The sequence below is a fragment of the Algoriphagus locisalis genome, from assembly GCF_900116615.1.
Classification (GTDB): Bacteria; Bacteroidota; Bacteroidia; order Cytophagales; family Cyclobacteriaceae; genus Algoriphagus; species Algoriphagus locisalis.
In genome coordinates, this window is sequence record NZ_FPBF01000002.1 from 799,545 (window position 1) to 814,394 (window position 14,850).

General features: G+C 42.1%; 9 protein-coding genes. 8 read left to right on the top strand and 1 reads right to left on the bottom strand.

Annotation, left to right across the window (positions count from 1 at the left end; genetic code table 11):
• Positions 1–50 precede the first annotated feature (50 nt).
• Positions 51–473 (bottom strand): DUF3302 domain-containing protein, encoded by a 423-nt coding sequence (locus BM386_RS08615; protein ID WP_091692690.1) that lies wholly within the window; start codon positions 471–473, stop codon positions 51–53.
• Positions 474–743: 270 nt separating this feature from the next.
• Between BM386_RS08615 and ggt the strand changes: the two genes are divergently transcribed.
• From ggt to BM386_RS08655, 8 genes are all read left to right on the top strand, one after another.
• Positions 744–2,432, top strand: coding sequence for a gamma-glutamyltransferase (ggt, locus tag BM386_RS08620; protein ID WP_091692905.1), 1,689 nt, complete (start codon positions 744–746; stop codon positions 2,430–2,432).
• A 165-nt stretch (positions 2,433–2,597) separates the two neighbouring features.
• Positions 2,598–3,905: an APC family permease gene (locus BM386_RS08625; RefSeq protein WP_091692691.1), complete on the top strand. Its 1,308-nt coding sequence runs from the start codon at positions 2,598–2,600 to the stop codon at positions 3,903–3,905.
• A gap of 49 nt (positions 3,906–3,954) precedes the next feature.
• Positions 3,955–4,146 carry a hypothetical protein gene (locus BM386_RS08630; RefSeq protein ID WP_091692693.1) on the top strand — a complete coding sequence of 64 codons (192 nt, stop codon included), beginning with the start codon at positions 3,955–3,957 and terminating at the stop codon, positions 4,144–4,146.
• Between the two features lie 111 nt (positions 4,147–4,257).
• Positions 4,258–5,640, top strand: coding sequence for a sensor histidine kinase (locus tag BM386_RS08635; RefSeq protein ID WP_091692695.1), 1,383 nt, complete (start codon positions 4,258–4,260; stop codon positions 5,638–5,640).
• A 434-nt stretch (positions 5,641–6,074) separates the two neighbouring features.
• A complete protein-coding gene (locus tag BM386_RS08640; RefSeq protein ID WP_091692697.1) occupies positions 6,075–9,839 on the top strand; it encodes a sensor histidine kinase in 3,765 nt (1,254 codons plus the stop codon).
• Between the two features lie 2 nt (positions 9,840–9,841).
• Positions 9,842–13,555, top strand: a complete 3,714-nt coding sequence (locus tag BM386_RS24040) for an ATP-binding protein (protein WP_091692699.1) — start codon at positions 9,842–9,844, stop codon at positions 13,553–13,555.
• Positions 13,548–14,465 carry a sensor histidine kinase gene (locus BM386_RS08650; protein WP_091692700.1) on the top strand — a complete coding sequence of 306 codons (918 nt, stop codon included), beginning with the start codon at positions 13,548–13,550 and terminating at the stop codon, positions 14,463–14,465. Before BM386_RS24040 ends, BM386_RS08650 begins: the two co-directional genes overlap by 8 nt.
• Positions 14,462–14,845 (top strand): response regulator, encoded by a 384-nt coding sequence (locus BM386_RS08655; protein WP_091692702.1) that lies wholly within the window; start codon positions 14,462–14,464, stop codon positions 14,843–14,845. Before BM386_RS08650 ends, BM386_RS08655 begins: the two co-directional genes overlap by 4 nt.
• Positions 14,846–14,850 lie beyond the last annotated feature (5 nt).

The following is a 14,850-nucleotide window of genomic DNA, read 5'->3' on the forward strand; positions in this document are numbered from 1 at the left end:
TTACTAGGTTCTGAGAAGAAAATTGATTAAAAATATTAGGATTTTGGAGATCATTCACTGCTTGCTTTGAGAGCTTTATCCTGCTTCAAATCTTCCATGGTTTCTTCATGATAATCGCCTTTATCCGTTCCATATGCCATTTTATAAAAGACGGGTTTAGAATAAGTCCAAAGCCAAGCTAAAGGCCATAGAAGGCCACCAAAAAACAGGGAAAGAATACAGAGTGTTTTGATGGCTTCTGCCTGAGGATGATTCCTTTTTTCTGCGATTTTTTCAGGTAGAACATGAACCATGAGAAAAACAGTAATCAGTACAATTGGTGCTACTATCAGGGCAATCCAACTGACCACCTCAGCGATCTTATCTTCAAAAGTGTTGGCAAATGCTGTCTCTGGGATGAGAATGAAACTTACCAGAAAAAGGAAAAGAGAAGATTTGTGATTGAGTTTGGGAAGAAATTTTGAGGTTTTCATAGCCAACAATTAATTCTAAAAATGACTTGACTAAATATAACTTATTTTCCAATAAAATATCTGATTTGTAGACTTAGATCTATATTAAATACTAAATATTGAATAATTACAGCTAATAATTTTGTCGGAAGTAATGCATGAAAATGAGCCTTCTCCGCTTTCTCAATAGAATTAATTTGCTGTTACATAATTTTCGACTATCTGTCCTCCATATTTTTTGAACTTTTTGAAGAAAGAGAAATATATTGAGTGTTAATCATCATTATTCCTATGAAACCAACCTTCACAACTTTACAGATTGCCTTTCTCTTTTTATTTATTTCATTTAAGTCCTTTTCCCAGACCTACGCTGAAAATGGTATGGTCGTCTCGGACCACGTCATAGCTTCCCAAGTTGGAGTTGATATTTTGAAAAAGGGTGGAAATGCTATCGATGCTGCCGTAGCAACAGCTTTTGCCCTGGAAGTAACTCATCCTGAAGCCGGGAATATCGGCGGCGGAGGATTCATTGTTTTTTTAAATTCTGAAGGCGAGGTTACTACGTTTGATTTTCGTGAAAAAGCACCTTTGGCAGCCAGCCCAACCATGTTTTTGGATGAAAACGGTAAGATTAAAGACAACTCAAATCATCAGGGATTGCTTGCAGTTGGTGTTCCTGGCACCGTGGCTGGACTGTATCAGGCTCATCAGAAGTATGGTAGGTTACCTTGGGCTGATTTGGTGAAACCCTCTGTAGAATTAGCCAAAAAAGGATTTACCATGTCCTGGGGTCTTTACAATGCTGCTGTGCGAATGACTGACAGAGATCCTTCTGAAGATATCATGCAGAATTATTTCAAAGGAAAAGATGGAGAAGTAGTAAAACCTGGGGAAACCTGGAAGCAGCCGGCTTTGGCAAAAACACTTAAGGAGATTCAGAAACATGGCAGAGATGGTTTCTACAAAGGCTGGGTAGCTCAGGAGATCGAAGATTACATGAAGGCAAACGGCGGAATTATCACCAAAGCCGATTTGGAGAAATATGAAGCCGTGGAGCGTGAGCCCGTGAAAGGGACTTTCAATGGTTATGAGATTTACTCCATGCCTCCACCGAGTTCCGGCGGAGTTGCACTGATAGAAATGATGAATCTGATGGAGCAAGCGAACATCGCTGAAGTGGAGTTCAACTCCACAGCCTATGTTCATCTAGTTGCCGAAGCAATGCGAAGAGCTTTCGCTGATCGAGCTGAATTTTTAGGTGATCCAGATTTCAATTTGGATATGCCATTGGATAGATTGCTTTCAAAGGATTTTGCAAAAAAGAGATTTGAAACTCTTGATATGACCAAAGCTTCGATCTCTGATCCTGCGCAATTTGGCCACCCATACGGAGGAGACAATACCACTCATTTTTCTGTAGTGGATAAAGACGGCAATGCCATCTCCATGACTTATACGCTAGAAAACTCTTATGGAGTAAAGATGGGATCAGATAAGTTGGGCTTTATCTTCAACAATGAAATGGGCGACTTTAATCCTGTTCCTGGCGAAACCACCGCCACAGGTCAAATTGGCTCTGATCCGAATTTGGTGGCTCCTGAAAAAAGAATGCTCTCTAGCATGACTCCGACTATTGTGGCAAAAGATGGAAAACCCTACTTAGTTATTGGCAGTCCGGGAGGAAGAACGATTATCAACACGGTGTTCCAGACGGTTTTGAATGTACTCGCTTACGATATGAGAGTAGATCGTGCTATTGAGGCAATGAAAATCCATCATCAATGGTTGCCAGATCGCATTCTGTACGAGCGAAATCTACTTTCACCAGACACGAGAGAAGCATTAGAGAAAATGGGACATACACTTACGCCAACTACCAATATTGGTGTGCTGATGGGAATCACCTACGATGCTTCCAAAAAACTTTACACCGGAGCTGCTGATTCTTCGAGCGAAGATGGCGGGGCAAGAGGCTATTAAGGTGTATTTTGTAAGTGGTAAAAGGTTAGATGTGAAAGGTGTAGGGCTTTCTGGGTAAGATGTGATAAGTAACAGCATGGTGTAACAAGCCTCGATACCAACAGAATTACCAAATCAATAATGATTTAGTCTCTTTAGTAGAAGAATTACAGATAAAATATAATTGTGGAAAAAGATACAGGCTTACTAAGAGAAATTGGTGTATGGGGTCTCTCAGCCAACATTGTTAATATTATTGTCGGTGCAGGAATTTTTGTTCTACCTGCCATCGTAGCAGAGATTATGGGCTCTTCGGGGATCTTTGTTTATCTATTCTGTGGATTTCTGATTGCTTTGGTAATGCTTTGCTTTGCTGAGGCAGGAAGTAAAGTGACCCGATCCGGAGGAGCTTATGCCTATGTGGAAACGGCCTTTGGACCTTATACTGGTTTTTTGGCAGCAGTATTTATGGTGATGGGCAGTGCGTTTTCGGATGCTGCCGTGGCAAATGCGCTGGTAGAATTAATTGGATTGGCCTTCCCGGTTTTCAGCAATGAATACATCCGGGTTTTACTACTTTTTCTGATTTTTGGAGGCTTGTGCTTTCTCAATGTGATTGGGGTGAAGCAAGGAATTGGGCTGGTGAAAATCAATACCGTAGCGAAATTGACTCCTTTGCTCTTACTTATAGTATTCAGTTGGAAAGATGTTTCCTTCTCCAATCTTATGATTGAAAATGCTCCTTCCTTCAAGAATTTTGGTGCCGCTTCTCTTATTTTATTCTTTGCTTTTCAAGGTGGAGATGCAGGACTGACTGTAGGCGGAGAGATCAAAAACCCTCAAAAAACTGTTCCAAAGGCGATTTTCATAGGAATCACCTTTGTGCTAATTCTATATATTCTGATTCAGACTGTTTCTCAGGGTGTTTTGGGCGCTCAATTACCAGAATTTAAAGAGGCTCCCTTAGCTTCTGTGGCAAATGTTGTTTTTGGACCAATTGGGTATTCGCTGTTATTAATCACTGCAGGTGTTTCTATGTTTGGCATGCTGAGCGGAGAAATCCTTAATCTGCCAAGAGTGCTTTTTGGATTGGCCAGTGATCGCGTGATTCCTTTGGAGAAATTGGCAGCAATCCACCCTAAATTCAAAACTCCCTATTACTCCATTCTACTTTATGCGGGAATTGGTTTTACACTAGCTGCTATTGGCGGCTTTCGTCAGCTAGCCGTAATTGCTTCGGCAAGTATGTTGTTGGTTTACTTTGGCGTAGCCTTATCCGTAATCAAACTGAGAAGAAAAGAAAAGGCCAATGTTGGTGATTTCAGAATACCTTTTGGCTACACCGTTCCGATTCTTTCGGCAGGAATTATCCTCTTTTTCCTATCCAATCTTACTGGTTACGAAAAGACTGGAATTCTAATCTTCATAGCTGCGCTTACTTTGATTTACTTTCTGGTAAAAGCAGTTTCAAAAGGAAAGCAAAATCCTGACTAACACTTGTAAAACCTTACCTTCAACACATTACCTTAAACTAACCTTACCTATGGGACTATTTTGGGATCTTATCCAGCAAAGTCAAATCCAAGATCATAAATCCAAAGCTGAATCGCTGGAAGTCAGAGTCAGGAATCTAGAGTGGGAACTGGCAAATACCAGAGAGCTTTTGATAAAAACACTCAAAATACTCGAAGAACAATCTGGAAGGGACATCGATGGGGATGGAAGAATTGGGTGATTATACTATAGCAAAGTTGCTAAGCTATTCGAGCCAATAGGGGCAACGACTGAAATTATTCTTATTTTGCTTCTTGCTTAGTCCTCTTTTTTCAATGCTAGCTCAGTTTACATGGATTTTATACTTCTGATTATTGCTTTTAGGTTTCTTCAAACTCACGCCCAAACCAAAGCGCATTTCCCGGAATGGCAAGGAATATTTCTAAAGGCCCTAATCGCTTCTTGCGTTTTATTGGCCATACAAGTAGTGTTTGATAGCCTTGAAGAGGTAATGCGCTGGGTGGCACATGGCATCAATTTATATGTGATTTATGCTGCTTATAATAGGAAGGTATTTGAGCCGCTAAAGCCCTTCGTTTATGCATTTTCCCCAGTAGTGCTGGTACATGTGGTCGAAGATCTTACTGCGCTGATAGCTCCGGATTTCTATGATAGTTGGGAAAATTTGTTTGGTACAGCAGCCATATTTGCGTGGATCTGGCTTGTAGCGCAGTTTATAATCAGCAGAAAGCAACGAAAGGCTTTAGAACTTGAGCGGATCAAAGCAGCTACCCAAGAGCTGGAATTCAAAAAGTCGCAAAAGCTAAAAGACGCGCTGGAAATTCAAGTAGCTGAGCGTACGGCTGAAATTACTGCCCAAAAAGATGCGCTGGAAAAGACGCTACACGAGCTCAAAGCTGCCCAATCACAATTGGTGCATTCTGAAAAAATGGCCTCGCTGGGTGAGCTTACTGCAGGCATAGCACATGAGATTCAAAATCCGCTAAACTTTGTGACCAATTTCTCTGAGCTCAACCGAGAGCTTCTAGAAGAACTGAAAATCGAACTGGCAAAGGGTGATTTGGAGGAAATAAAGCTGATTGTAAGCGACATAGAGGCGAATGAGGAGAAAATAGTTCATCACGGAAAGCGTGCAGATGCAATCGTAAAAGGCATGCTCCAACATAGCCGCAGCAGTACAGGCGTGAAAGAGCCTACAGATATCAATGAACTCGCAGATGAATACCTACGACTTTCTTACCATGGATTGAGGGCAAAAGACAAGTCATTCAATGCGAGTATGGAAACGGATTTTGATGAGGAAGTAGGGACGGTAGATGTGATTCCACAGGAGGTAGGCAGGGTGATCCTGAATCTGGTAAATAATGCGTTTTATGCAGTTTCGGAAAAGAAAAAGCAATTGAGTGTACTTCAGGATTCGGAAGTAGCCAAAAACTATAAGCCGACAGTTTGGTTAAGTACAAAACGAATAAAAAATGGTGTGGAAATCCGGGTGAAAGATAACGGCACAGGAATGCCGGACTCTGTCAAAGACAAAATATTTCAGCCATTTTTCACTACGAAACCAACTGGACTTGGAACGGGCTTAGGGCTCTCATTGAGCTATGATATCGTGAAAGCACATGGTGGAGAATTGAAAGTAGCTAGTCAAACAAGCACTGAGGAAAGCAGTGGGGAATCTTGGACAGAATTCTTTATTTCCTTGACCAATTGAAACCTCTGCAACTACTAATTCAAACCTATTTATATTTTATGCATATCCGCTTTTCTGCCAATAAGGAGGCTAAAACAATATAGCACAAGTTAAACTTTAGAATTGAGGCCACTTCAGCCTGTCCCGCCAATGCGGGAGTCTTCGGTCATCGGTCTTCTGACCAGGTGAGCAAGGAAATATTGGTTACTGGCATCATTCCGTATATCCATGTTATATTTTTCAAAATTGCACTATTCAAATTTCAACGTTGCCCTTATTCTTCGGAATTAAGTAAGAATCACAGGTTTTTGTAGTATGTAAACATTTCACCAATTATTAAAAAAGTGCAAAAATAGTTTTATGTAAAACATTTAATATGGCATAAAAATATTTACCTTTTGATATCTTTTTAGCACATCTGGGCCATCGGATCTATACCAAATTGAGTTTTTGCAATGAGAAATTTTCTCTTTTTTGTGGGAGGCATTTTACTACTGTTTTCCTGTGCGACACCACAGGAAGACACTACCGTATCTACACTTTCTCAGGCTGCTCTTCCGGATCTCATCTCAATAAGAGATCTCCCAGATTCCGTTCAGCCAATCAGCATTAGTATAGCTGAAGTACCGCCACCCCTTCGAATTAAGATCCCTACCCGATCTGCTGGTTCATATTCTCACATCAATGAGTCAGGATCGCTGACTCGTGTCAATTTAGAAATTCCGGTTTCTCAAAACTTACCCTATTTGACCGATGAGAACGATCAGGTGGTACGTGATGTAGCTGGTAAGCCCTACATCCGAGGAGATGGAGGAGTTTCCCAATTCAAAAATTACTCCACCGATAATGGTCTGGCTTTAGACGCAGTGAATAGCGCTATTTTAGACAGTAGAGGACATTTATGGTTCGCTACCAACGGCGGCGGAGTCAGCAGATTTGACGGGATAGCTTTTACGAACTATACAACCTCCCAAGGATTAGCAGGCAATTCAGTTCGAGTTGCCTTAGAAGACAGTAAAGGCATTTTATGGTTTGGAACAGTGGGAGGTGGGGTGAGTCGTTATGATGGCTATGTTTTCACCAACTATACCACGTCAAATGGCTTGGGGGATGATGCGATTTTGAGCATAATGGAGGATTCCGAAGGCAACATTTGGTTTGGAACCTACGGTGGCGGAGCAAGTAAGTTTGATGGGAAATCATTCACGACATTCACTACAGCTGAGGGACTAGCTGATGATGTGGTTATCAGCATTGCCCAAGACCACTCGGGAAATCTGTGGTTTGGCACAAATGGCGGTGGAGCAAGCAGATACGATGGAAATACGTTTACCACTTTTACTGTTACAGAGGGGCTTTCCTCAAATAGAATCCGGAGTATTAAAGTCGATCATTCCGGCATCATTTGGTTTGGAACGATAGGCGGTGGCGTGAGCAGATTTGACGGGCAAAATTTCAAATCCCTAGGTCATGAAGATGGGCTGGCAAGCCTGGTAGTCCGCAACATCGCCGAAACGAGAGACGGAATTCTTTGGTTTGCTACAGAAAATGGGGCAAGTAAATACGACGGGACACACATGACTACCTATACTAGGGAGCAAGGTCTGGCGAGTAATAGTATTCTGGACGTGGTGATCGATGCTAATGGCAAACTTTGGTTTTGTACAGAAGGGGGTGGAGTAAGCCGGTTTGACGGAGGCAGTTTCACCAACTTCACCACCTCCCAAGGTTTAGGCGGAAATATTGTTTTGAGTACCGTTGAAGATAAAGAGGGAAATCTATGGTTTGGTACTGCTGGAGGAGGCCTTAGCCGTTTTGATGGAGAAAAGTTCACCAGCTATACTGCTACTCAAGGACTAGCCGGAGAAATAGTAAGCAGTAGCCATCGGGATCAAAATGACAACCTTTGGTTTGGAACAGGAGGCGGTGGAGTGAGCATGTACGATGGCGAAGCATTTACTACCTACACCACCGCGCAAGGATTGGCAGCAAATGAAGTGTATAATATCAACGAAGATGCCCGAGGGAATCTGTGGTTTGGGACAGATGGCGGAGGAGTCAGTAAGTACGATGGCGAAGCATTCACCACTTATACTTCTCAGCATGGTTTAGCAGGAGACGTGATTTTAGGTATTGCAGAAGATGACTACCGAAAACTATGGTTTGGCGCTGCAGATGGTGGTTTGACTAGATTTGATGGATTAGCTTTCACAAATTTCTCTTCGGCTCAGGGACTTGCTGATAACGCAGTAATCAGGCTGGTAAAGGATGCCCAAGGCAATCTCTGGATAGGTACTGAAAACGGACTAAGCATTTTGAGTGCGGAGAAAATCAAGCAAATAGAAACTGTGATCAAGCTCGATGATTACAAACCAATTTTAGAAGATTCTGTCTCTTTATTCCAAAACTTCACCACAAACGATGGCCTACCGGATAACGTAATCCTGCAAATCACAGAATTGCCCAATGGAAAAATGGCGGTAGGCACCAATCTTGGCATAGCGGTTTTTGATGGTGCCAAAGAAGGTAAACCATTAGATTCTCTGCGAAATATTGAGATTTTTAATTCAGAGACAGGATTTCCAGTCAAAGACCTTGTTGATGGCCAAAATGGAATGTACGTAGATCAAAAAGGTATCCTTTGGGCCGGAACGGGAAATAACAAAACAGCGCTAGTCCGCTTTGATTACAATAAATTAAAAAGGAATCACACCGCACCCTCCGTGTTGATCAAGGAGCTTAGGCTAAATGAAGAAGTCATCTCATGGCATAGCTTAAGCAAGCAATATGAGGCTATTTCTACCAATACTTTCCCCCGTACCATCGATGAATTAATTGTTTATGGCAAAGAATTGAGTAACACAGAGCGGGCAGAATTGCAGGATAAACACAAGGGAATAGACTTCGAAAGTATTTCCAGCTTTTTTACCCTACCACAAAAACTAGTTCTTCCTTACAAAAACAACGACATCAATATTGATTTTGGTACGGACGAACTGTCCAAGCCATTTTTAGTCGAGTACCAATATATGTTGGATGGATACGATGAAAACTGGAGTCCAATCCTCAGAAAAACAACAGCCAATTTCGGTAATATTCAAGAAGGTAAATACACCTTCAAAGTAAAAGCTCGATTCACCGGCCCAGTAGATTCAGGTGCAGGAGAGTGGACTGAGCCCATCAGCTATAGCTTCGAAGTCTCGCCTCCTCCGTATAGAACCTGGTGGGCTTATTTGATTTATGGCTTGCTATTCATTTCCCTGATTTACCCGATTTCTATTTATCAGCGAAATCAGGTTATCAAAGCTGAAAATGAACGGACTAAGGAACGTGAATTAGCGCACGCCAAGGCCATAGAAGTAGCTTATACCGAGTTAGCTTCTACCCATGAAAATCTAAAGGATACCCAAGCGCAGTTGCTTCATTCTGAAAAAATGGCTTCTCTAGGTGAGTTGATGGCAGGCATTGCGCACGAAATTCAAAACCCGCTGAATTTTGTAAACAATTTCTCAGAAGTGACCAACGAGCTAGTCAAAGAAATCAAAGAAGAACGGGCAAGACCCGATGAAGAACGGGACAAAGAGCTAGAAGACGATATTCTTGAGGACATAGAAAGTAATCTGGAAAAAATCACCAAGCATGGGAAGCGTGCCGGTGCTATCGTAAAAGGTATGCTTCAACATAGCCGAAGTGGCAAAGGATCAAAAGAACCCACTAACCTTAATATGCTCGCCGACGAGTATTTGCGATTATCTTACCATGGCTTACGCGCCAAAGACAGCTCATTCAATTCTGACTTTGAAATGGACTTTGACTCAGACCTCCCCTTGATTCCAATGGTAAGTCAAGATATGGGCAGAGTTTTGCTAAACCTGTTCAACAATGCCTTTTATGCTGTGAACGAACAGAAAAAAGAAATGGGAGAAGACTACAAACCGCTTGTAGCTGTGCAAACCTCGAAAGTTGAAATGGGTAAGGACAAACAGGGCATCCAACTCAAGGTAACAGATAACGGAAAAGGTATCCCCAAAGCAATTTTGGAAAAGGTTTTTCAACCTTTCTTTACGACCAAGCCAACAGGGCAAGGAACCGGTCTTGGGCTGTCTTTGAGCTACGATATCATCAAGGCTCACTACGGCGAAATCCGGGTGGAGTCCATCGAAGGAAAAGGCACAACCTTTACAATCAACCTGTATATTTCACCCGCCAACCCAAGTTAATTATGAAGAAAAGCTACCGTCATTTATCAACTTACTTCCTTTTTCTATGCTTGATAGTGATAGTCGTGTCCTGCCAACAAGGTGGCGTAGTACCTTTTCCCGAAAACCCATCAGAATACAAAGAACCCAGTGTAAAGCCATTTGAGATGCCTATGGGCAAGCCGCTCACATGGATAAAAATACCTGCAGAGAAGGTGCCCAAAGCTGTAAATCACACCATAGATTTTAGCAAACTACCTTCCAAACCCTTTGACATTCTGGATTTCAAGCCGCTAAAAGCTGCTCCTGTAGCTACGTCTATCCCTTGGCAGAATGAGGAAGAGATTACGTTGAATTTGGATACGATTCCGGGTGTTTCCATTCCTGTCAAAAAGCAGCTTTTATTGGAACCTCAGATTACCAAACTGGCATTTCTTTCCAAGTCAGATTTATCCAATTCGGGCATTTTGAGAATCGGCCAGACCGAGGGATTAATTGGCAACAAAGTTTTTGCTATGGTCACTGATCTCAATGGTATGATTTGGATTTCTACTGAGCGAGGACTTTCTAAATTTACAGGAGATCAATTTGAAAATTACAATGTGCTTCCTCGAAATCCAGATGGACTCATAGACTACATTGTTGACCTGGAGATTGCAAATGATGGCAGTCTGCTGATTTTATCGCAATTGTCCGGTCTTTACGTATTGGATATCAATCACAGTTTACTCACCAACTATGAGATCGGGACGCAGTTTGCCAGATTATATGAAGATGAATCGGGGTTGTTTTGGCTCGCAAATCTTAATTCAGGGATACATTTTCTAGATCCTAGCAAGAAAAAACTCCATTCGATGAAATTTCTTACCAATCCAGGAAATTTAACCTCAGCCGGCATACATCTGGATAAAGCCAAAAATCTCTGGTTCGGTCTGAGAGGAAAGATAGGAGTTTTTAACCCTGCACGAACGTCAATTAAATTTATCTCAGCAACTGCAGGAATAGGCTCAGAGTCGTTCTTCTATGAGTTTACGGAAAACGAAAAAGGTGAAGTTTGGGCTTCCTCAGCAGAAGAAAAGCCTATTGCTATTTCTTTAGAAGAGGATAAGCTGATTCGGCTTGGTCCGGAGCAGGGTTATTATGGCAAAGCCATGTCTGTGACCTTTGACTTGCATAATCGCGCTTGGATTACCGACCATGACACCATTAGCCTGTATGATCCCGCTATTCAAAAAATAAAGAAAATTCATACCGGAGCTAAATTTGCCGGTACTAATTTCCCTTCTGCTACCATGACAGATGCCAAGGGAAATGTTTGGTTAGGAACGGAGAATTCGGGGGTGCTTTTGATTGATCCTGAAGGAATGCTTTCTCAGCACTTCAATGCCAACAGCGGCTTAGTAAATGATGAGGTCTGGGGAATCCAAGAAGGTCCAAACGGGATGGTGTGGATGGCGACTTATGAAGGAATTAACATTTATGACCCTGAGAAAGAGAGAATTTATCTTCTCAAGTTCCCCGGCAATGCAAATACAAATAACCATCGCTCTGTCTCCAGAATATCTGATCATGAACTATTATTTGGAAGTTTTGGAGGCTTCACGCTCATTGATCTAAACACCACTATTGCGTCGGTTTTTGAGCTAGACCCGGCGGTGTCGAGGATTGCTTGGAAATCCATCCGAGATTCCAAAGGCAATGTCTTGCTCGGAACTGTGGACGGCGTACTCAAGTTCAACCCAGACTTAAGCTCCCTCGAAAAAACAGATGAAGATTCTGGGCTTGCGTCCAGCAGAGTATGGCTGATTGAAGAAGATAAAAACGGTAGAATCTGGCTGGGGAACGACATCGGGATAGACATTATAGATCCGGAGTCAGGCCAGGTTAGTTACCTGAGCGGGAGTACAGGATTGACCAGCGACTTTACTTCTATTATGATCAAGACTCAAAGGGACGAACTAGTAATAGGCGGTGATGCAGGATTCTCGATAATAGATTTAACAGCTAATACCATCACAAACTTAACACCTGAACAAGGCCTGAATCCTCCTGTGATGTATGACATGGTAGAGGTAGGAAATGACCTTCACATCGGTTCTGATAATGGAATAGTAGTTGCTAAGCGTCCACAGCCTGAAAATCCAAAAGCTATTTGGCGCTTTTATAACTATGGCAAAAGAGAAGGTTTCCCTTTTAATGACTACAACCAGGCCACAGCGACTTTCACTTCAAACGGGAACGTATGGTGGGGAGCTGCACCTATCATGTCTGTCAATACGCAAATCCCTAGAATTGACACACTCCCACCAGCGGTGGTGCTTACCAAGATCAATATCATGGATCAAAATCCTGATTTTCTCGGGACTAATTTCATCAAGAGCCTTTTCACTGATGAAGATTCGATTTGGAATACCGATCACACGGAATTTTATACAAAAAAAGACATACCAAACGACAGCAGCTATTTGTTCCAGAATCAAATCTTGTGGGATAGTGTCGATTTGGTGAGTAAAATGCCTGTAGGCTTAGTCCTGCCTTTTGATCAGAACTCCATGAATTTTTCCTTTATGAACCAGGATGTGCTCGGGAGGGATAAAATCGTCTATCGATATATTTTGGAAGGAGAGGATGATAGCTGGTCTGAAATAAGTAGCCGAAGTACCACCCAAAATTACTACAACCTTCTTCCCGGAGATTATAACTTCAAAGTCGCTACACGGGGATTCAACGGGATTTGGAGTGAGCCAGCCAGTATCAAGTTTACCATTTCGCCTCCTTGGTGGCAGACTTGGATAGCATATTTGGTTTTTGGGTCCTTATTGGCAGCATTCATTTATGCCATCGTCCAGGTGCGATCCAAATACCTGCAAAAGGAAAACCGCATTTTGGAGGAGCGTGTATCGCATAGAACTGCCCAACTCAAAAAGAGTATTGATGAGCTGAAAAATGCGCAAAGTCAACTAGTACAATCCGAGAAAATGGCTTCTCTGGGTGAGCTGACAGCTGGTATTGCCCATGAAATTCAAAACCCGCTGAATTTTGTCAATAACTTCTCCGAAGTAAGCAGTGAGCTACTCGAAGAAATGCGGGAAGAACTGGATAAGGGTGAAATCGATGAAGCCAAAGCCATTAGTTACGACATACAGCAGAATCTGGATAAAATCAATCAACATGGTAAGCGGGCAGATTCCATCGTAAAAGCCATGCTCCAGCACAGTAGGATCAGTGGTGGCAACCGCACCTTGACAGACATCAACATGCTCGCCGATGAATACTTACGATTGGCATACCATGGCCTGAGAGCAAAGGATAAGTCCTTCAACTCCTCGATGAACACCGACTATGATCCAAATGTGGGTAAAATAGAACTCGTGGCTCAGGAGTTAGGCAGGGTTTTGCTTAACTTAATAAATAATGCTTTTTACGCAGTGACTGAAAAAAAGAACGAAAACAAAGCTGGGTACGAACCACTTGTCCAAGTCAGTACGAAGCGATTGGGGGATTGGGTAGAGATCAAAATAAAAGATAACGGCAAAGGAATAAATGAGTCCGTCAAGGATAAAATTTTCCTCCCATTTTTCACCACCAAACCTACCGGACAAGGAACAGGGTTAGGTTTATCAATTAGTTACGATATTGTAAAAGCACATGGCGGAAAACTTGAAGTAGAAAGTCAGGAAGGAGAAGGCACTGAGTTTAGTATTCGATTACCGATAGATACCCAAAAATATGGATAATGTACAAGAAGAATGGATTGAGAAAAATAGGGAGTTAAAACGCCTCCTGGAAGTAAGAACTATGGAGCTTGAGAAATCCCTTAAAGATTATCAAGAGCTTCAGGAGCAATTGCTTTTGCAGGAAAAACTAGCAAGCCTGGGGCAGCTGTCTGCTGGCATAGCTCATGAAATTAAAAACCCAATCAACTTTATCAATAATTTTTCGGAGCTAAGCATAGAGTATGTAGAAGAAATCGTGGAAGAACTCCAAAAACTGGAACATGACGAAATAATTGGGGATATCGATGAATTGCTGAAGGACATCAGATCCAATCTTGAAAAAATCCTCCAGCATGGCAAGCGGGCAGATGGTATAGTCAAGTCCATGCTGATGCACTCCAGAGGTGGACAGAGTGAATTTGCCCAGACCAACTTGAATGGCTTACTTCAGGAGTTTGTGAATTTGGCATTTCACGGAATGCGGGCCGGAAAAACCCCCATCAACGTGAGTTTTGAGTGGGATTTGGATATAGAAATAGGATTGGTATCCATTATCGCAGAAGACTTCAGCCGGGTAATAGTCAATCTCTGCAACAATGCCTTTGATGCTATGAGAAGCAAACTAACCTTGCTCTCTGAAGGAGATCAGAAAACGACCTATCACCCAAAATTGATCATTAGAACCAAACAATCAGAGCACAAAATAATTACTGAAATAGAAGATAACGGAGCTGGAATCCCAGAGCCCATTTTGAATAGAATTTTAGAGCCTTTTTTCACAACCAAAAAAGGAAAAGAAGGTACAGGACTAGGCCTGTCAATAACCCATGACATAGTGAAAGCCCACAAAGGCAGCTTGTCGATTATATCCAAAGAAGGGGAGTTTACCAGATTTGAAATTACATTACCATCCATATCACCAAAAGCATGACAAAAATATTAATAGTCGATGATGAGCGAGACGTAGAACTACTTTTTCGTCAGAAATTTAGAAAAGAAGTAAGAAGTGGGCTTTTAGAACTTGCCTTTGCATTTTCTGGCGATGAGGCACTGAAGCTACTGGATAGCGAGCATCCTCCAGAGGTTGTCTATGTATTTTCAGATATCAATATGCCAGGCATGACAGGACTGGAATTACTGGATCGGGTGAAAAGCCAATTTCCAGCGATCAATGTCAGTATGATTTCTGCCTATGGAGACACCGAGAATTATAAAAAAGCGATGGAGTCAGGAGCAAAGGAATTTTTCACAAAGCCGATTGATTTTGATTCTTTGCGAAAGGAAATCGGTAAAATTATCAACCAAGAGTAGATCAT

Coding starts and splice junctions, on each gene's coding strand:
- BM386_RS08635 (WP_091692695.1), top strand. CDS start 4,258: ATGGATTTTATACTTCTGATTATTGCTTTTAGGTTTCTTCAAACTCAC.
- BM386_RS08640 (WP_091692697.1), top strand. CDS start 6,075: ATGAGAAATTTTCTCTTTTTTGTGGGAGGCATTTTACTACTGTTTTCC.
- BM386_RS08630 (WP_091692693.1), top strand. CDS start 3,955: ATGGGACTATTTTGGGATCTTATCCAGCAAAGTCAAATCCAAGATCAT.
- BM386_RS08615 (WP_091692690.1), bottom strand. CDS start 473: ATGAAAACCTCAAAATTTCTTCCCAAACTCAATCACAAATCTTCTCTT.
- BM386_RS08655 (WP_091692702.1), top strand. CDS start 14,462: ATGACAAAAATATTAATAGTCGATGATGAGCGAGACGTAGAACTACTT.
- BM386_RS08650 (WP_091692700.1), top strand. CDS start 13,548: ATGGATAATGTACAAGAAGAATGGATTGAGAAAAATAGGGAGTTAAAA.
- ggt (WP_091692905.1), top strand. CDS start 744: ATGAAACCAACCTTCACAACTTTACAGATTGCCTTTCTCTTTTTATTT.
- BM386_RS24040 (WP_091692699.1), top strand. CDS start 9,842: ATGAAGAAAAGCTACCGTCATTTATCAACTTACTTCCTTTTTCTATGC.